Source organism: Nonomuraea sp. NPDC049649, assembly GCF_040675175.1.
In the GTDB taxonomy this organism is placed as follows: Bacteria; Actinomycetota; Actinomycetes; order Streptosporangiales; family Streptosporangiaceae; genus Nonomuraea.
Map to the genome: position 1 here is coordinate 115,096 of NZ_JBFAOH010000008.1, position 16,493 is coordinate 131,588.

At 71.0% G+C, this 16,493-nt stretch carries 16 protein-coding genes, 1 tRNA gene and 1 other RNA gene; 11 read left to right on the forward strand and 7 right to left on the reverse strand.

Annotated elements, in window-relative coordinates:
- Nucleotides 1-27 precede the first annotated feature (27 nt).
- The 3 genes from AB0J42_RS13585 to AB0J42_RS13595 all read right to left on the reverse strand — a co-directional run bounded on the left by AB0J42_RS13585 (nt 28) and on the right by AB0J42_RS13595 (nt 1,191).
- Complete coding sequence (locus AB0J42_RS13585; protein ID WP_364292918.1) at nt 28-438, reverse strand: VOC family protein; 411 nt, start codon at nt 436-438, stop codon at nt 28-30.
- A gap of 58 nt (nt 439-496) precedes the next feature.
- Nucleotides 497-1,024 (reverse strand): GNAT family N-acetyltransferase, encoded by a 528-nt coding sequence (locus AB0J42_RS13590; RefSeq protein WP_364292921.1) that lies wholly within the window; start codon nt 1,022-1,024, stop codon nt 497-499.
- Nucleotides 1,025-1,106: 82 nt separating this feature from the next.
- Nucleotides 1,107-1,191 (reverse strand) — tRNA-Ser (locus AB0J42_RS13595).
- 94 nt (nt 1,192-1,285) lie between these two features.
- On the opposite strand from AB0J42_RS13595, the gene ffs reads away from it, so the two are divergent.
- Nucleotides 1,286-1,384, forward strand: an RNA gene (gene ffs / locus AB0J42_RS13600) — signal recognition particle sRNA small type.
- A gap of 28 nt (nt 1,385-1,412) precedes the next feature.
- On the forward strand, nt 1,413-3,950 hold the full coding sequence (locus AB0J42_RS13605; RefSeq protein ID WP_364292924.1) for a DNA polymerase III subunit gamma and tau: 2,538 nt from the start codon (nt 1,413-1,415) through the stop codon (nt 3,948-3,950).
- A 375-nt stretch (nt 3,951-4,325) separates the two neighbouring features.
- On the opposite strand, the gene AB0J42_RS13610 is transcribed toward AB0J42_RS13605, so the two are convergent.
- Nucleotides 4,326-5,756, reverse strand: a complete 1,431-nt coding sequence (locus tag AB0J42_RS13610; protein WP_364292927.1) for a GAF domain-containing protein — start codon at nt 5,754-5,756, stop codon at nt 4,326-4,328.
- Between the two features lie 329 nt (nt 5,757-6,085).
- Between AB0J42_RS13610 and AB0J42_RS13615 the strand changes: the two genes are divergently transcribed.
- The 5 genes from AB0J42_RS13615 (at nt 6,086) to AB0J42_RS13635 (ending at nt 9,974) form a co-directional block, all read left to right on the forward strand.
- Complete coding sequence (locus tag AB0J42_RS13615; RefSeq protein WP_364292931.1) at nt 6,086-6,436, forward strand: YbaB/EbfC family nucleoid-associated protein; 351 nt, start codon at nt 6,086-6,088, stop codon at nt 6,434-6,436.
- 2 nt (nt 6,437-6,438) lie between these two features.
- A complete protein-coding gene (gene recR, locus AB0J42_RS13620; protein WP_364292934.1) occupies nt 6,439-7,038 on the forward strand; it encodes a recombination mediator RecR in 600 nt (199 codons plus the stop codon).
- Nucleotides 7,031-7,561 carry a DUF5063 domain-containing protein gene (locus AB0J42_RS13625; protein WP_364292937.1) on the forward strand — a complete coding sequence of 177 codons (531 nt, stop codon included), beginning with the start codon at nt 7,031-7,033 and terminating at the stop codon, nt 7,559-7,561. Before recR ends, AB0J42_RS13625 begins: the two co-directional genes overlap by 8 nt.
- Before the next feature lie 83 nt (nt 7,562-7,644).
- Complete coding sequence (locus tag AB0J42_RS13630) at nt 7,645-8,919, forward strand: aspartate kinase (RefSeq protein ID WP_364292940.1); 1,275 nt, start codon at nt 7,645-7,647, stop codon at nt 8,917-8,919.
- Nucleotides 8,916-9,974, forward strand: coding sequence for an aspartate-semialdehyde dehydrogenase (locus tag AB0J42_RS13635; protein WP_364292943.1), 1,059 nt, complete (start codon nt 8,916-8,918; stop codon nt 9,972-9,974). Before AB0J42_RS13630 ends, AB0J42_RS13635 begins: the two co-directional genes overlap by 4 nt.
- 25 nt (nt 9,975-9,999) lie before the next feature.
- Here the strand turns inward: AB0J42_RS13635 and AB0J42_RS13640 are convergent, their stop codons facing one another.
- On the reverse strand, nt 10,000-10,722 hold the full coding sequence (locus tag AB0J42_RS13640) for a hypothetical protein (RefSeq protein WP_364292946.1): 723 nt from the start codon (nt 10,720-10,722) through the stop codon (nt 10,000-10,002).
- A gap of 225 nt (nt 10,723-10,947) precedes the next feature.
- Here AB0J42_RS13640 and AB0J42_RS13645 point away from each other — a divergent pair, with 225 nt between their 5' ends.
- The 4 genes from AB0J42_RS13645 to AB0J42_RS13660 all read left to right on the forward strand — a co-directional run bounded on the left by AB0J42_RS13645 (nt 10,948) and on the right by AB0J42_RS13660 (nt 14,441).
- Nucleotides 10,948-11,616 (forward strand): TetR family transcriptional regulator, encoded by a 669-nt coding sequence (locus AB0J42_RS13645; protein ID WP_364292949.1) that lies wholly within the window; start codon nt 10,948-10,950, stop codon nt 11,614-11,616.
- 33 nt (nt 11,617-11,649) lie between these two features.
- On the forward strand, nt 11,650-12,606 hold the full coding sequence (locus AB0J42_RS13650) for an LLM class F420-dependent oxidoreductase (RefSeq protein ID WP_364292952.1): 957 nt from the start codon (nt 11,650-11,652) through the stop codon (nt 12,604-12,606).
- Between the two features lies 1 nt (nt 12,607).
- The gene (locus tag AB0J42_RS13655; protein WP_364292954.1) at nt 12,608-14,017 is read left to right on the forward strand and encodes an amidase; all 1,410 of its coding nucleotides are present in this window, start codon (nt 12,608-12,610) and stop codon (nt 14,015-14,017) included.
- 64 nt (nt 14,018-14,081) lie between these two features.
- A complete protein-coding gene (locus AB0J42_RS13660; RefSeq protein ID WP_364292957.1) occupies nt 14,082-14,441 on the forward strand; it encodes a YkvA family protein in 360 nt (119 codons plus the stop codon).
- Here the strand turns inward: AB0J42_RS13660 and AB0J42_RS13665 are convergent.
- Complete coding sequence (locus AB0J42_RS13665) at nt 14,438-15,637, reverse strand: amidohydrolase family protein (protein ID WP_364292959.1); 1,200 nt, start codon at nt 15,635-15,637, stop codon at nt 14,438-14,440. The genes AB0J42_RS13660 and AB0J42_RS13665 overlap by 4 nt on opposite strands.
- Nucleotides 15,638-15,743: 106 nt before the next feature.
- The gene (locus AB0J42_RS13670; RefSeq protein ID WP_364292962.1) at nt 15,744-16,493 is read right to left on the reverse strand and encodes a tyrosine-protein phosphatase; all 750 of its coding nucleotides are present in this window, start codon (nt 16,491-16,493) and stop codon (nt 15,744-15,746) included.

Genomic DNA, 16,493 nt, shown 5'->3' on the forward strand with positions numbered 1-16,493 from the left:
CGTCGCCTGGGCCGGCTTCGCGGAAGATCAGCGAAGCTCCTGGATGCGGACCATGTTCCCCGCGGGGTCGCGCACCGCGCAGTCGCGCACCCCGTACGGCTGCTCGGTCGGCTCCTCGATGACCTCGGCGCCCCAGTCGCGCGCCCGCCTGAAGACGCCGTCGAGATCCGGCGTGGCCAGGACGATGCCGGCGAAGGTGCCCTTGGCCATCATCTCCACGATCGTGCGGCGCTCCTCCTCGGTGACGCCGGGATCGATCGCGGGCGGCTGCAGGACGATGGACGTGCTGGGCTGGCCCTTCGGACCGACCGTGATCCAGCGCATGCCGTCGTACCCGACGTCGTTGCGGACCTCGAACCCGAGAGCGTCCCGATAGAAGGCCACGGAGGCGTCGGGATCGTCATGGGGCAGGAAACTCGCATGAATGCTGATGTCCATGGCCTCCACGCTACGTGCGGCGACGCCCTGAACACTTCTCGAATCCTGACCGGTGTGCTCAGTCGCGGAGTTCGCCTTCGAGGAGACCCATGAGGATCATGTCGTGCCACCTGCCGTCACGGCGGAAGCACTCGCGGACGCGGCCCTCCTCGACGAAGCCGACCTTCTCGTAGACGCGCCGCGCCGCCGTGTTCTCCGCCACGAAGTCCAGGCTGATCCGGTGCAGGCGCATCTCGTCGAAGCCGTACCTGCACGCCAGCCGCATCGCCTCGGTGGCGTACCCGCGACCCCAGACGTCCTTCTCGCCGAGCTGGATGTCCAGCTCGGCGTTGCCGACCTCCGGCTTGGCGTCCCTGAGCCGGACGAACCCGACGGCTCGCCGATCACTGAGCGACTCGATGATGAACCGGCAGTTCTCGTAGCCGTTGCGCGGCGCCTCCGCCAGGCGTCGCCGTGCCTGCTCCAGCGACTCTGGGTATCCGCTGCTCATCCAGCGCACCACGTCCGGATCCTGGCCCCAGCGCCAGAGGCATTCGAAGTCCGCAGGTTCGACGGGGCGCAGGCGGACAAGCTTCCCTGTGAGCACCGTCGAGTTCTATCAACACGAGGCGGAGAACAGCGAAAGGGCCGACCCTGTCCGGGTCGGCCCTTTCGCGTTGTACCAAGCGCGGAGGATGGGGGATTTGAACCCCCGATAGGTTGCCCTATACACGCTTTCCAAGCGTGCGCCCTCGGCCACTAGGCGAATCCTCCGCCGAAGAGCTTACCGGACTTGCCGGGGTACCGTGACCATCAGGCCGGTCGCATTCCGATGGCCCCGAGCACCGCCGGGTGTGGATAGACTGTCCACGGACCCCTCGCGCGGCGTCATCCTGTGAACCTCCCCAGGGCCGGAAGGCAGCAAGGATAAGCGGGCTCTGGCGGGTGTGCGAGGGGTTCCTTCGTTGGGAGCCCCTCGCAGGCGGGATGGTCGCATGAGTCTTGCGCTTTACCGCAAGTACCGACCCGGGACCTTCGCGGAGGTCAAGGGTCAGGAACACGTAACGGACCCGCTGCGGCAGGCGCTGCGCACCGGCCGCATCAACCACGCTTATCTCTTCAGCGGTCCGCGCGGATGCGGCAAGACGTCCAGCGCGCGCATCCTGGCCCGCTCGCTCAACTGCGAGCAGGGCCCGACCCCCGACCCGTGCGGCACGTGCGAGTCGTGCGTGGCGCTCTCCCCGACCGGGCCCGGCCACCTCGACGTCATCGAGATCGACGCCGCCTCCCACGGCGGTGTCGACGACGCGCGCGACCTGCGGGAGCGGGCGTTCTTCGCCCCCGTGTCCGCGCGCTACAAGATCTACATCATCGACGAGGCGCACATGGTGACCCGCGAGGGTTTCAACGCGCTGCTCAAGCTCGTCGAGGAGCCCCCGCCGCACCTGAAGTTCATCTTCGCGACGACCGAGCCCGAGAAGGTCATCGGCACGATCAAGTCGCGCACCCACCACTACCCGTTCCGGCTGATGCCGCCGGCGACGCTCCGCGCGCTGCTGGAGGAGATCCTCTCCGCCGAGAACGTCCCGTACGAACCCGCCGCGCTGCCGCTCGTCGTGCGCGCCGGAGCCGGGTCGGCGCGTGACTCGCTGTCCATCCTCGACCAGCTCCTCGCCGGCGCCGACGACGACGGCATCACCTACGCCCGCGCCGTCTCCCTGCTCGGCTACACCGACGGCGACCTGCTGGACGAGGTGGTCGAGGCGTTCGCCGCCCGCGACGGCGCCCAGGTGTTCCAGACGGTCAACCGGGTCGTCGAGGGCGGCCACGACCCCCGCCGGTTCGCCACCGACCTCCTCGAACGCTTCCGCGACCTGGTGATCCTGGCCAACGTGCCGGAGGCGGCCTCCAGCGGCCTGCTCGACCGGCCCGCCGACGAGCTGGAGCGGCTGGTCCGGCAGGCGTCCTCGATGGGGCCCGCCGAGCTGACCCGCGCCGCCGAGATCTTCAACGCCGGCCTTACGGAGATGCGCGGGGCCACCTCGCCGCGGCTGCTCCTGGAGCTGATGTGCGCCCGGGTCCTCCTTCCCGCCGCTGAACAGGGGGAGGCCGCGCTGCTGGCCCGCCTGGAGCGTCTCGAACGCGGCAGCGCCGTCGCCGGGATGGCCGCCCGCGCGGTCCCGGGACACGTGGCTTCCGCGCCGTCCGCGGCTCCTGGACAGCCTGGGGCTCCGGGCACTGTCCCGACACCCAGTGGCCGCGCGCTGGACGCCCCTGGGAGCCAGGCCCAGCCCGAATCAGGGCGTACGAGTGAGCAGGCCGCAGACGACTGGCCGGAGCCCGCCCGGCCAGGCGCCGCGAGCACGGGCGGCCCGTCCGGGGGCCAGACCCGCCCCGGCGCCCCGGACCACGGCGGCCCGGCCGCTGGGGGTCCCGCCGCGCACGGTGCCCCGGCTCACGGTGCCCCGGCTCACGGGGGTGGTGCGGCCGGTGGGGCGGCGGCGTTGCATCAGCAGTGGCCTGCTGTGCTGGCGGCGCTCAAGCAGCGCAGCATCGTCGTGTGGGCGAACGTCAGCACCAACGCGCAGGTGGTCGGGGTCGAGGGGAACCTGGTGACGCTCGGGTTCACCCAGATCGGCGCGATGAAGAACTTCACCGGCGGTGGCAAGGACACCGTCGTGGCTACGGCGCTCGCCGACGTGCTGGGAGGCACGTGGCGGGTTGAGGCCGTGGTCGGTAATGGGCCTCCGCCGTCCCGTGGGGGGTCCGCTGGGCCTTCCGGTGGTTCTGGTCCTGCTGGTTCTCCTGGGGGGACGTACGGGGGTGCGCCTGCGGGGAGTCAAGGCGGTGCGCCTGCCGGGGCTCCGAGTGGGGGCGCACCTGCGGGGGCTCAAGGCGGTGCGCCTGCCGGGGCTTCAGGTGGGCCCGCGGGAGCTCAGGGTGGAGGTGCGCCGGCGGGAGCACAGGGCTGGGGCGCGTCTGCGGTGGCGCAGGGTGGCGCGTCTGCGGGAGTGCAGGGCGGCGGGCCGGAAGCTCAGGGTGGAAGCGCGCCGGGGGCTCAGAGCGGGGGTGCTCAGGGCTCTTCCGATGGTGACGGGCGCTCGGGTGCGTACGGGGGAGCGGCGGGTGAGCCGGGCGCCGGTGGCGGTCAGGCGGTGGCTGGGCGGCCTACTACGGATGAGTCCTGGCCGTCCGCTCCTGACGATGCCGGGCTGGGGTCTCCGCCGATGCCGGATCCGGGGCAGGCGGCCCCGGCCGGGGCGGGGCTGGCGGCGGCTCGTTCGGCGGCGCGGGCGGCGGCTCAGGCCGGGCCCCGGGTTCCGGCCTCGCGTTCGGGAGGCGGTGCGGCCGGGCGTTCGGGTGGTGGTGCGGCCGGGTGGCCGAGTGCCGTCCCGAGGCGGGGCAGTGCTCCCGACGCCGATGACGTCGACCCGTTGAACGACGCCGACGCGGACGTGGACGAGCTCTCGGGGATGGCACTGCTGCAGCGGGAGCTGGGTGCTCAGGTCATCGAGGAGATCGACCACTCCTGACGCTCGGGTCCTGGAAGCCTCTCAAGGTGATCAGGTCAGTGGCAGGAGGCCTTCCCGCCGGGCTGATGCCGGGGCCGGAGCTGGTGGTCCGCTGGGCTGATGCCGGGGCGGAACTGATGTCGGTCCGCGGAACTGGTGGCTGCGGAGCGGATGGTCCGCGGGGCTGATGTCGGTTCGCGGAGCTGATGGTCCGCCGACCTGATGCCTGGTCCGCGGGGCTGATGCTGGGTGTCGGTGGGGATTCTTCGGCGGCTCGGTCCGCGTGGTCTGCGCTGGTGTCGGCCGGTTCGATCTCCGATCCAAGCGGCGCTCGCCCATGTGTGTTCGCGGGGGTGTGAATCATGAGGGTGCCTGTGTGGGGAGGGGGCTTGAAGGTCATGGGGCGCGGAGGCGGGCGCGGGCGGCGGCGGCGCGCGGGTCGGCCTGGGGGAGGCTGGATGTGAGGCGTTCGAGGAGCTGGAAGTCCTCGCGGCCGTTGATGGTCTGGGCGTAGGTCCACAGGTCTTCGGGGGCGCCGCGTTGCAGGAGGGACGTGCGTACGAGGACTTCCAGTTCGTCGCGTTCCCGGCGGATCTCGGGGGATTCGGAGCGGGCCAGCAGCGGGCCGGGGTAGGCGCGGGCCAGGGTGGCGGGGTCGCCGCCGGTCAGGAGGCGGCGCAGGTCCAGGAAGTCGGCTTCGACGGGGCAGGCCAGGTGGTAGGGCTTGGCGCCGATGGGGACGTCGAGCTGGGTCCGCAGGCGGTGCATCTCGGCGCGGATGGTGACTGGATTGCCGTCGTCACCGTACAGATAGAAGGAGAGCTGCTCGGCGGTGAGGCCGCGCGGGTGGAGCGCCAGGATGGCGAGGATCTCGGCGTGGCGGAGGGAGAGCAGCACCTTGCGGCCGCCGACGATGGCGGTGGGCGGCCCGTCGCCGAGGAAGGTGAGCGCGAGCGCGGCGGGGGCGGGGGTGCCGGTGGCGCGGAGCAGGTAGCCGTCGGAGAAGGGTTCCAGCATCGCGACCCGGCCGTCGGGCAGGATCATGTGCTCGCCGAAGGCGGGGAGCTGGATGCGGGTGCCGAGGCTGCCGCCGGGGTCGCCGGCGATGACCCGGCCGGTGGCGGAGAGCAGGATGGCGGGGCGGGCGCGCAGCGCTTCGTAGCGGCGGCGCAGGCGTTCGTCGCGTTCGTGCATGCGGAGCGCGAGCTGGGTCTCGGCCAGTTTGGCGGTGGCGGTCACCAGGGCGACGGTGGCGGGGTGCAGGCTGGGCGCGGTGCCGCTGATGTCGACGCAGCCGAGGAGCCGGCCGCTCTCCGGGTCGGTGATGGGGGCGGCGCTGCAGGACCAGACGTGCAGCACGCGCATGAGGTGCTCTTCGGAGTAGACGTGCACGGGGCGGCGGAGCGCGAGCGAGGTGCCGATGCCGTTGGTGCCGGCGGCCTCCTCGGCCCAGAGGTGGCCGCCGGCGAGGCCGACCTCGTCGGCGTGGCGCAGGGTGGCGGCGTGGCCGTCGCGCCAGAGGATCCGGCCTTCGCGGTCGGTCAGGATCATGATGTGCTCGCCCTCGTCCGCGACGGCGCGCAGGGTGCGCGTGATGATCGGGAGCAGGGGGCGCAGGGGGTGGGTCTCGAACGCGTCCCTCACCTGCACGGGGTCGGCGCCGGATGGCGCTCCCGGGGCGTCGGGGTCGATGCCGGCGTCGAGGGAGCGGCGCCAGGAGTCGCGGATCAGTCTGCGCGGCCCTGCGGGAATCGGGGCGTCAGCCGTCGCCGTCTCGTGGGCGGCCCGCAACCGGCGGGAGTATGCGTCAAGGTGAGCGTAACTCATCGGACACTCCAAGTAGTCGTCCCCTAGGGGCGAGCATCCGTGCTGGGGTGCGCCCGCGCAAGTCGTTCGGGGGATTGCCGAGGGTGATTGAATGGTCGCAACCTGTGTGCAACGTCCCGGCGCATAGCGTTTCCCTGTATCGCGTCGGCGTGGTGCGGCCGCTCCGGCCGGCGCGTCTGGCCGGGTCCTGGACGCTGGAGGGGGGCCGGGACCCGGCCATGATCGTGCTCTGAATCACGGAACACCTGTATGCCGCCAGTACATGCCGACGCCCAAACACCGTAGGCTCGTGGCAGTCAAGAACGCGGAGCCACGAGGAGCGCACGACGGTGAACCCAGGGGATGTCAACCTGCAGCAGCTGCTGGAGCAGGCCCAGCTCATGCAGCAGCAGCTCGTGAGCGCCCAGCAGGAGCTCAACGACGCGCAGATCGAGGGCTCGGCCGGCGGCGGGGTGGTCACCGCCGTCGTCAACGGTTCAGGCGAGCTGCTCGAACTCAAGATCGATCCGGACGTCATCGACGCCGGTGACCCGCAGGACACGGCCGACACGATCGCCGACCTGGTGATCGCCGCGGTCCGCGACGCCGTCCGGGCGGCCGGCGACCTGCAGCAGGAGAAGCTCGGGCCGCTCGCCCAGGGGCTGGGCGGCGGCGGTCTCGGTCAGTTGCCAGGGTTCTAGCGATGTACGAAGGGGTCGTCCAGAATCTGATCGACGAGCTGGGCCTGCTGCCCGGCGTCGGTCCCAAGAGCGCGCAGCGCATCGCCTTCCACCTGCTGTCGGCCGATCCGGCGGACGTCAAGCGGCTGGCGCACGCGCTGCTGGAGGTCAAGGAGAAGGTCCGGTTCTGCCGGGTGTGCGGGAACGTGGCCTCCGAGGAGGAGTGCCGCATCTGCCGCGACCCGCGCCGCGACACTCACGTGATCTGCGTGGTGGAGGAGTCGAAGGACGTCGTCGCGATCGAGAAGACGCGCGAGTTCCGCGGCACCTACCACGTGCTCGGCGGGGCCATCAGCCCGATCGACGGTGTCGGCCCCGACGACCTGCGCATCCGCGAGCTCATGACCCGGCTGGCCGACGGCCGGGTGACGGAGCTCATCCTCGCCACGGACCCCAATCTCGAGGGTGAGGCGACGGCTACCTACCTCGCCCGTCTGGTCAAGCCGATGGGCGTGAAAGTGACACGACTGGCCAGCGGTCTGCCGGTGGGCGGCGATCTCGAGTACGCCGACGAGGTGACCTTGGGCCGCGCGTTCGAAGGACGGAGGCTGCTGGATGTCTGATGACTGGGGAGCGCTGGCGGAGGAGATCGCCGGCCACGTGCAGAACTACGTGGACGGCCTGGCGAGGGTCGCCGGCGGCGAGGGGGGCGACGCGATGTGGTCGCTGCTCCTGGTCGAGGTCGCCCAGGTCAGCCTGGCGGGCGCCAAGCTGGGCGCCAACCGCGACGTGATCCTGTCGGGCAACTACGAGCCGCCGCTGAGCGAGGGGCCCGACATCGACGAGGTCCGCACGGCGCTGTCCGAGCGGCTGGGCCCGGTCGACGACTACGCCGAGGTGTTCGACCCGTACAAGGACACGGGTGTGACGCACTACCGGCTCTCCGACGACCTGACGGCGGTCGCGGCCGACCTCATCCACGGGCTGCGTCACTATCAGGCGGGCCGGCCGCACGAGGCGCTGTGGTGGTGGCAGTACTCCTACTTCAACACCTGGGGCAACCACGCGGGCGCGGCCATGCGCGCGCTGCAGGCCCTGGCCGCGCATTCGCGGCTCGACGTGGCGGAAGAGGCCCCGACCGTTTAGGTGTCCACATAGTGGTTGGCGCATCCATGGCATGAGAAGTCCCAAGTAGACTGGCCTTTCACAGTCCAGACCGGGAGACTCTCGTGGCCCTCGTTGTGCAGAAGTATGGTGGTTCGTCCGTCGCTGACGCTGCTTCCATCAAACGCGTGGCGCAGCGGATCGTGGCGACCAAAAAAGCCGGCAACGACGTAGCCGTCATCGTCTCCGCGATGGGCGACACCACCGACGAGCTGCTCGATCTGGCCGAGCAGGTGTCGCCGCTGCCGCAGGGCCGTGAGCTCGACATGCTGCTGACGGCGGGCGAGCGCATCTCGATGGCGCTGCTGGCGATGGCGATCGCCAACCTCGGCCACGAGGCGCGCTCCTTCACGGGCTCGCAGGCGGGTGTGATCACCAACTCGATCCACGGCAAGGCGCGCATCATCGACGTGACGCCGAGCCGCATACAGGAGGCCATCGACCAGGGCCACATCGCGATCGTGGCCGGCTTCCAGGGTGTGTCGCAGGACACGAAGGACATCACGACGCTCGGCCGGGGCGGCTCCGACACGACCGCGGTCGCGCTGGCGGCGGCGCTCGAGGCCGACGTGTGCGAGATCTACACCGACGTCGACGGCATCTTCACCGCAGACCCGCGCATCGTCCCGGCCGCGCGCCGGATCCCGCGCATCTCGTACGACGAGATGATGGAGATGGCGGCCTGCGGCGCGAAGATCCTGCATCTGCGGTGCGTCGAGTACGCGCGCAGGTTCGGCCTGCCGATTCACGTACGCAGCTCGTACAGCAACAGGGAAGGCACGTGGGTCGTCTCCGACCCCTACTCCGAAGGAACCGAGATGGAGCAGCCGATCATCTCCGGCGTGGCACACGACCGGAGCGAGGCCAAGATCACTGTTGTCGGGGTTCCCGACAAGGTCGGTGAGGCTGCCGCGATCTTCAAAACTCTGGCTGACGCCGAGATCAACATCGACATGATCGTGCAGAACGTCTCGGCGGCGGCGACGGGCCGCACCGACATCTCCTTCACGCTGCCCACCGCCGACAGCCAGGCCGCGCTCACGGCGCTGAAGAAGATTCAGTCCCGGATCGGATTCGAGTCGCTGCTCTTCGACGACCAGATCGGCAAGGTGTCGCTGATCGGCGCGGGCATGCGTTCCCACCCCGGCGTCACGGCCACGTTCTTCGCGGCGCTCGCCGACGCGGGGGTCAACATCGAGATGATCTCCACTTCGGAGATCCGCATCTCCGTCGTCGTCGGGCAGGACGATGTGGACGCGGCGGTCGCCGCCGCCCACCGTGCCTTCGATCTCGACGCCGACCAGGTCGAAGCCGTTGTGTATGGAGGTACTGGACGATGAGCAGGCCCAACCTTGCCCTGGTCGGCGCGACCGGCGCCGTGGGCACCGTCATGCGCGGCATCGTGTCGGCGCGTGACGACATCTGGGGCGAGATCCGCCTGGTGGCCTCCCCCCGTTCGGCGGGCAAGACGCTGCAGGTCCGCGGCGAGGACGTCGTCGTGCGGGCGCTCGCGCCCGAGGTGTTCGACGGCATCGACATCGCCATCTTCGACGTCCCCGACGAGGTGTCGGCCGAGTGGGTGCCGATCGCGGCGGAGCGCGGCGCGATCGTGATCGACAAGTCCGGCACGTTCCGGATGGACCCGGACGTCCCGCTGGTGGTCCCGGAGGTCAACCCGCAGGACGCCCGCAACCGGCCGCGCAACATCATCTCCACGCCCAACTGCACGACGCTGTCGATGATGGCGGCCATGGGCGCCCTGCACGCCGAGTACGGCCTCCAGGAGCTCGTGGTGGCCTCCTACCAGGCGGTGTCCGGCGCCGGCGTGGCGGGCTCCGCCAGGCTCTACGACGAGGTCGAGGCCCTGGCCGGCGACCGGTCGGTCGGGCAGGTGGCGGGCGACGTCCGCAAGGCGCTGGCCAACAAGCTGCCCCCGGAGTCGCCGTTCCCGGCGCCCATCGCGTTCAACGTGGTGCCGTGGGCGGGCTCCTACCGGGACGGCGGCTGGGCCTCCGAGGAGATGAAGCTCCGCGACGAGTCCCGCAAGATCCTCGGCATCCCCGGGCTGAAGGTCTCCGCGACCTGTGTCCGGGTGCCGGTGGTCACCACCCACTCGCTGGCCGTGCACGCCCGCTTCGAGCGTGAGATCACCGTGGCGGACGCGCACCGGCTGCTGGAGGCGGCGCCGACGGTGGTCCTGATGGACGACCCCGCCAACGGCGTCTTCCCCACCCCGTCCGACGTGGTCGGCACCGACCCCACCTACGTGGGCCGGATTCGCCAGGCGTTCGACTTCCCGAACACCCTCGACCTGTTCGTCTGCGGCGACAACCTCCGCAAGGGCGCCGCGCTGAACGCGGCCGAGATCGCGGAGCTGGTGGCCGCCGAGTTCTGATCAAGCGGCCGGGGTGCGGGCGCCGTCACTTGAAGAGGATGTCCCAGTGGTCACCCTCGTCGGCGAAGACGGTGCCTGACGGCGAGCGGTACAGCCGCGAGCCGTCGCTCCGCACCCCGGCCTGCTTGGTGTTCTTCTTGATGTAGCGGTCGATGCACTTGTTGTGCCCGATGTCGAGCTTGTAGCCGTTGCCGTGGCTGAAGCGGCCGTGCGCGTGCCCGGTCTCGGTGCCGCCGGTGACGGTGACGGGGCAGCCGCTGCGCTTCTTGAGCCGTACCATGCGCTCCACCGTCCCGGTGCGGACGGAGTCGAGCGAGGTGCAGTGGCGCACGCTCCGGTTCGTGCAGCCTCCTGAGGAGGTCCAGCGCAGGCCCGCCTCCTTGAGCCAGCGGGTGGCGGCGCGGTGCGTCAGGTGCAGGGTGGCGTGCCTGGGCCTGGCCCGGCGCAGCTTCACCTTGGCCTTCTTGCTCTTCCGCTTGTCCGCCTTGCCGGTGGCGTCGAACAGCTCGTACGCGCGGTACTCGCGGGACGGCCGGGGCTCGTCGGCCTCGTAGGCCGGGCCCTCGTCGTCGTAGTCCTGGTACTCGTCGTACGGGCGGATGTCGCCGTACGCCTCGTCCAGGGTGTGTTCGAGCACGACGAGCCAGCGGGGAGCCTCGACGTCGTCCTCGAAGTAGGTGATCGGCACCTGCTCGTCCTCCGGGTCCTCTCCTGGTGTGATCGGAGTGGCCGAGGCGGCGGTTGCCATGGCGATTATGGAGATCTCGATAGCAAAGAGCGCGACCACGCAGAGCCGCACTGTCCTACGTATCCACATGTCTGTGCCTATTCGCGGAATAGCCCTTCCGCTCTGGAATCATCAATCCCACGGTTCACACCAGATGACCCCTGTCGCACCCGCATCTTTGCCGTGCTTCTGCGATCAACGTGCGGGTCCATGACCTAACTCGCATCAAGCCGTAAAGTGACGAACGTGTCCGAAGCCCAGAACAGTGGAGCGGAGAGCACCCGGGAGGTCATCGTCGCGACGGCCCTGCGGCTGTTCCGGGAGCGCGGCTTCGAGGCGACGACGATGCGGGCCATCGCCGCCGAGGCCGGGGTGTCCGTGGGCAACGCCTACTACTACTTCTCCGGCAAGGAGGCGTTGATCCAGACGTACTACGACCGCGCGCAGGCCGAGCACGAGGAGGCGTGCCGGGCGCTGCTGGCCGCCGAGAGCGGGTTCGGCGCCCGCCTGAGTGGCGTGCTGCGGGAGTGGGTACGGGTGTCGGAGCCGTATCACGCGTTCGCGGTGAAGTTCTTCAAGCACGCGGCCGAGCCGACGAACCCGCTCAGCCCGTTCAGCGCGGAGTCCTCCCCGGCCCGGGAGGCGTCGATCGCCCTCTACCGGCAGGTGGTGGAGGGGTCGGCCGACCGCATGGACCCCGAGCTGCGCGAGGAGCTGCCCGAGCTGCTGTGGCTGCTGTCGATGGGCATGGTGCTGTTCTGGGTGCACGACACCTCGCCGGGGTGCGCGCGCACCTACCGGCTGATCGAGGTGACCGTGCCGCTGGTGGAGCGGCTGGTGGGGCTCTCGCACCTGCCGGGGCTGCGCGGGATCACCACGGACTTCCTGGCAGCGGTGCAGGAGCTCCGGGCGTAGGCGGACGACATACCGGTTGGTATGGTGCGGAGCATGACGCAGAACTGGGGCATGACCATCCCCTTCTACGACCGTTCGCTCGCGGCGTCGCGGGAGCTCATGGAAGAGCTGCCGTCGCTCGGCTACACCGACCTGTGGTCGGCCGAGGTGAACGGCATCGACGGGTTCACGCCACTGGCGCTGGCCGCCCAGTGGGCCCCCGGGACCCGGCTCGGCACCGCGATCGTGCCGGTCTCGACCCGCGGTCCCGGTCTGCTGGCCATGTCGGCGGCGACGCTGGCCGATCTGGCGCCGGAGCGGTTCGTGCTGGGCATCGGCTCGTCCTCGCCCGCCATCGTGGAGCGCTGGAACGCGATGGAGTTCACCAAGCCGTTCGCGCGCACCCGCGACACGCTCCGCTTCCTGCGCAAGGCGCTGGCCGGGGAGAAGGTGTCGGAGACGTACGAGACGTTCACCGTCAAGGGGTTCAAGCTGGAGCGGGCGCCGAAGGCCGCGCCGAAGATCGTGCTGGCCGCGCTCCGGCCGCGCATGCTGCGCCTGGCCGCCGAGGAGGCCGACGGCGCGATCACGAACTGGCTCTCGCCCGCCGACGTGCGGAAGGTCCGCGCCGAGCTGGGGCCGGACACCGAGCTGATCGCGCGCCTGTTCGTCTGCGTCAGCGAGGACACGGAGGCGGTACGGGAGCGGGGCCGCTGGATGCTGGCCAGCTACCTCACGGTCCCCGCCTACGCGGCCTTCCACGACTGGCTGGGCCGGGGCGAAGTGCTGCGGCCGATGCACGAGGCGTGGGCCGCCGGCGACCGCAAGGCCGCGCTCCGCGCCATCCCGGACGAGGTCGTGGACGCGCTGATCGTGCACGGCGACGCGGCCACCTGCCGGGCCAGGATCCAGGAGTACGTGGACAACGGGCTCGACACGCCCGTGCTGGCGCCCCTGCCCGGTGAGACCCCGATCGACCAGGCCGTCCGCGAGCTGGCGCCGAAGGCCTGAGATGGATCTGCTGAGTCTGGACGCGACGGCGCAGGCCCAGGCGGTCCGCGACGGCCGGGTGTCGCCGCGCGAGCTGACCGAGGCCGCCATCGCCGCCATCGAGGCCCGCGACGGCGCGCTGAACTGTGTCGTGCACCGCAGGTTCGAGCGGGCGCTGGCGGAGGCGGACGCGGTCCCGGCCGGGGCGCCGTTCCGGGGCGTGCCGATCCTGCTGAAGGACCTCGGCTGGGAGCAGGCGGGCGAGCCGTACGCGGCGGGCTCCCGGGTGTACGAGGGCGTGCCGATGCGGCGGGACTCCTACGGGGTGACCCGGCTGCGGGAGGCCGGGTTCGTCTTCCTGGGGCGGACCAGCACCCCCGAGTTCGGCACCACGATCACCACCGAGCCGGCCGCGACCGGGCCCACCCGCAACCCGTACGACCCCGCGTACACGGCGGGAGGGTCGAGCGGCGGGTCGGCGGCGGCCGTCGCGGCCGGGATGGTGGCGCTGGCCACGGCGAGCGACGGCGGCGGGTCGATCCGCGTCCCGGCGTCGGCGTGCGGGCTGGTGGGGCTGAAGGCGTCGCGCGGGCGGGTCAGCAGCGGGCCGGCGCTGGGCGACTCCTGGAACGGGTTCTCCACGTCCGGCTTCGTCACCCGTACGGTCCGGGACGCGGCGGCGGCGCTCGACCTGATCGCGGGCTTCGTGCCGGGCGACCCGTACGACGCGCCCGCGCTGCCGGGGCCGCTCGCGGCCGAGGCGGGCCGCGACCCCGGGCGGCTGCGGATCGGGTTCGCCACCGCCCACCCCCGGCCGGACGTGGCCGTGGACGCCGCACCGGCGGAGGCGGTCACCAGGGCCGCGGCGCTGCTGGAGACGCTGGGGCACGAGGTCGAGCCGGGCTTCCCCGAGGCGCTCGGCGATCCCCGGTTCCCGCGGGTCTTCGGCGCGGTCGTGGCCGCCCACGTGGCCGCCACGGTCGAGAACGCCGGCCGGATCAGGGGCCGGGAGGTCGGGCTCGACGAGCTGGAGCCGCACAACGCCGCCCTGGTGGACGCCGCGCGGCGGCACAGCGTCACCGACTACCTGCTGGCCGCGCAGTGGATCGACGCCTTCCGCAGGCGGATGGCGCCCTGGTGGGCGGAGCACGATCTGCTGCTCACCCCCACGATGGCCGTGGAGCCGTTCCCGCTCGGCTGGATCCCGTCCCGCGATCCGGGGCTCGCCATGGAGCGGACGGCGCACGTGGTGGCCTTCACCTCGCCCTTCAACGCCACCGGCCAGCCGGTGATCTCGCTGCCGCTGCATCGGACGGCCGCCGGGCTGCCCGTCGGCGTCCAGCTTGTCGCCGCGCCCGGCCGGGAGGACCTGCTGGTCAGGGTGGCGGCCCAGATCGAGGCCGCCGCGCCGTTCGCGCACCCGGCGATGTGATCGCTAGGAACGAATCCCCTCCGGTAACACGTTATGTCGTGTGGATCGGGGTAAAGGGGATCTCATGAAGCCGAAAGCAGCACGGGCCGCCGCGGCCTGGCGGACCTACCGCGAGGTGAGCAAGCCGGGCTCGCCGCCGCTCATGACGAGAGTACGGGCGATCCCGTGCATGATCGGCGACGTGATGCGCGGCCGGTACGCGGGGCTCGGCAAGGGCAAGCTCGGGCTCATGGCGATGGGCGTGGTCTACATCATCTCGCCCATCGACCTGATCCCCGACTTCCTCGTCCTCATCGGGGTCGCCGACGACTTCGGGGTGTTCCTCTGGCTGATGGCGTCGCTGCTCGGCGAGAGCGGCCGGTACGTCGACTGGCAGCGCAAGGTCATCGACGGCCGCGTCGAGGCGCGGCCCCAGGAAAGTTAGATCTCCTCCATCCGCAGCCAGGCCCGTGACGGGAGCGGGTGACCGAACAGGCGGGCCGCGTTCCCGTACGCGACCCTGGCGATGTCGGCGGGCGGCAGCGGGCCCAGGTTGCGCGCGACCGCCTGCTGCGTGTCGGGCCAGGTCGAGTCGGAGTGCGGGTAACCGCTCTCTTGGAGTACGTGGTCGAGCCCGACCGCGAGCCTGACGCCCGACAGCGAGTGGTCGTTGAGCGTGCCGAAGTAGAAGTTGCGGCGCAGCACCTCGCTCGGCTTGAGCCCGCCCTCCCACGTCGTCTCCCCGCTCGACACCGGATGGTCGAGCGCGTAGTCGGCCCGCTGGGCCAGCATCGGCAGCCAGCCCACCCCGCCCTCCACGATGAGGATGCGCAGGTTCGGGAAGCGCAGCGGCAGCCCGGACCAGAGCCAGTCGGCGCAGGCGAACATGGCGCTGGCCGGCATCAGCGTCGTTATCGCCTCGATGGGGGTGTCGGGCGACGGCACCGGCGACCAGCTGGACGCGCCCGTGTGGAGGCAGACGACGGTGCCGGTCTCCTCACAGGCCGCGAAGAACGGGTCCCAGTGGTTGCTGTGTATCGACGGCAGCCGCAGCCGGGTCGGGAACTCGGGGAACACCACGGCCTTGAAGCCGCGCGCGGCGTTGGCCCTGATCTCCTTGGCCGCCAGGTCGGGGTCGGGCAGCCAGGGCAGCTGCAGCCCGATGATCCGCTCCGGGAACGTGCCGGCCCAGACGTCGATCTGCCAGTCGTTGTAGGCCTTGACCAGGGCCAGGCCCAGCTCCTGGTCGCGCGTCCTGGCGAAGGCGATGCCGGCCTGGCCCGCCACCATGCCGGGGAAGCAGAGCGCGGCCCAGATGCCGGCGGCGTCCATGTCCTTGATGCGGGCGTCGATGTCGTAGCAGCCGGGGCGGATGTGCTCGAACCTGACCGGGTCGAGCGTCCATTGCTCGCGCGGCAGGCCGGCACCGACGTCGAGCCCCGCGCACGGATAGGTGGCGCCGCCGTAGCGCCACACCTGGTGACCGGCCTCGGTCTCCACCACCTTCGGCGCGACGTCGGCGTACTTTTCCGGCACCCTGTCCTCGAAGAGGTCCGGAGGCTCGATCAGGTGATCGTCGGCGGAAATGATCACGTAGTCGCGCCGCCTCGGCTCTGGGTCGGGAAGCAGCGGCGTAGTCACGCTGGTAACCGTACGACGCCTGCATAACGGCTAACAAGCTGCGGTGTATCTAATTGAGCGCTTATGGCGTGTCCATGGCGATCCTGCGGGTTGCGTGATCACGGAGTCACGCCTGGTGAGCGGTTTCCGGGTCCGTCAGGAGGTGGGCGCGGAGGGCGGCGACGGCCTCCGGCGAGAGGGTGATCTTCTCCGTCACGTACGACTCGACGGAGCCGTGGCGGGCGCGGAGGTCGGCGAGGAAGAGACGCATCGCCTCCGCGGGGGCCTGACCGAAGCCGGTCCACGCCTCGGCGCCCGGGTGGCGGGCTTGCCAGTCGGCGATGAACCGGTCGGTGGCCAGACCGGTCAGGGCGTAGTCGGCGACGATGTCGTCCTCGGACACGCCCAGGAGATACAGCACGAGCGCCGAGAGCAGGCCGGTTCGGTCCTTGCCCGCGGCGCAGTGGACGACCACGGGGGCGCTGTCGGCGCGGCAGATCGTCTCCAGGGCGACGCGCAGGTTCTCCACGCCGTCCTCGGCGGTCTCCAGGTAGCGGTCGGCCAGGAAGCGGGCCACGCCCTGGTCCGCGTCGAAGACGTCGACGTCCCACCGGCGGCCCTCGATGGGGAGGTTGTGGTAGGCCAGCCCGTGGTCGTCGGGGACACGGCCGTACTTCTCCGTCTCGTAGGCGTGGCGCAGGTCGATCACGGTGCGGACGCGGAGCGCCCGGAACCTCTCGACGTCGTCGCCGGCCAGCCAGCCGAGGGAGTCGGCGCGGTAGAGGCGCTGCCAGCGGACCGAGCGGCCGTCGGCGGTGGCATACCCGCCAAGGTCACGGAAATTGTGGATGTTGGCGAACTTGATATGCCTGATCAC

Excerpts from the sequence above, each read along its gene's own strand:
- AB0J42_RS13585 (WP_364292918.1), bottom strand. The coding sequence starts at position 438 with ATGGACATCAGCATTCATGCGAGTTTCCTGCCCCATGACGATCCCGAC.
- AB0J42_RS13605 (WP_364292924.1), top strand. The coding sequence starts at position 1,413 with ATGAGTCTTGCGCTTTACCGCAAGTACCGACCCGGGACCTTCGCGGAG.
- AB0J42_RS13610 (WP_364292927.1), bottom strand. The coding sequence starts at position 5,756 with ATGAGTTACGCTCACCTTGACGCATACTCCCGCCGGTTGCGGGCCGCC.
- recR (WP_364292934.1), top strand. The coding sequence starts at position 6,439 with ATGTACGAAGGGGTCGTCCAGAATCTGATCGACGAGCTGGGCCTGCTG.
- AB0J42_RS13625 (WP_364292937.1), top strand. The coding sequence starts at position 7,031 with ATGTCTGATGACTGGGGAGCGCTGGCGGAGGAGATCGCCGGCCACGTG.
- AB0J42_RS13635 (WP_364292943.1), top strand. The coding sequence starts at position 8,916 with ATGAGCAGGCCCAACCTTGCCCTGGTCGGCGCGACCGGCGCCGTGGGC.
- AB0J42_RS13640 (WP_364292946.1), bottom strand. The coding sequence starts at position 10,722 with ATGGCAACCGCCGCCTCGGCCACTCCGATCACACCAGGAGAGGACCCG.
- AB0J42_RS13650 (WP_364292952.1), top strand. The coding sequence starts at position 11,650 with ATGACGCAGAACTGGGGCATGACCATCCCCTTCTACGACCGTTCGCTC.
- AB0J42_RS13655 (WP_364292954.1), top strand. The coding sequence starts at position 12,608 with ATGGATCTGCTGAGTCTGGACGCGACGGCGCAGGCCCAGGCGGTCCGC.
- AB0J42_RS13660 (WP_364292957.1), top strand. The coding sequence starts at position 14,082 with ATGAAGCCGAAAGCAGCACGGGCCGCCGCGGCCTGGCGGACCTACCGC.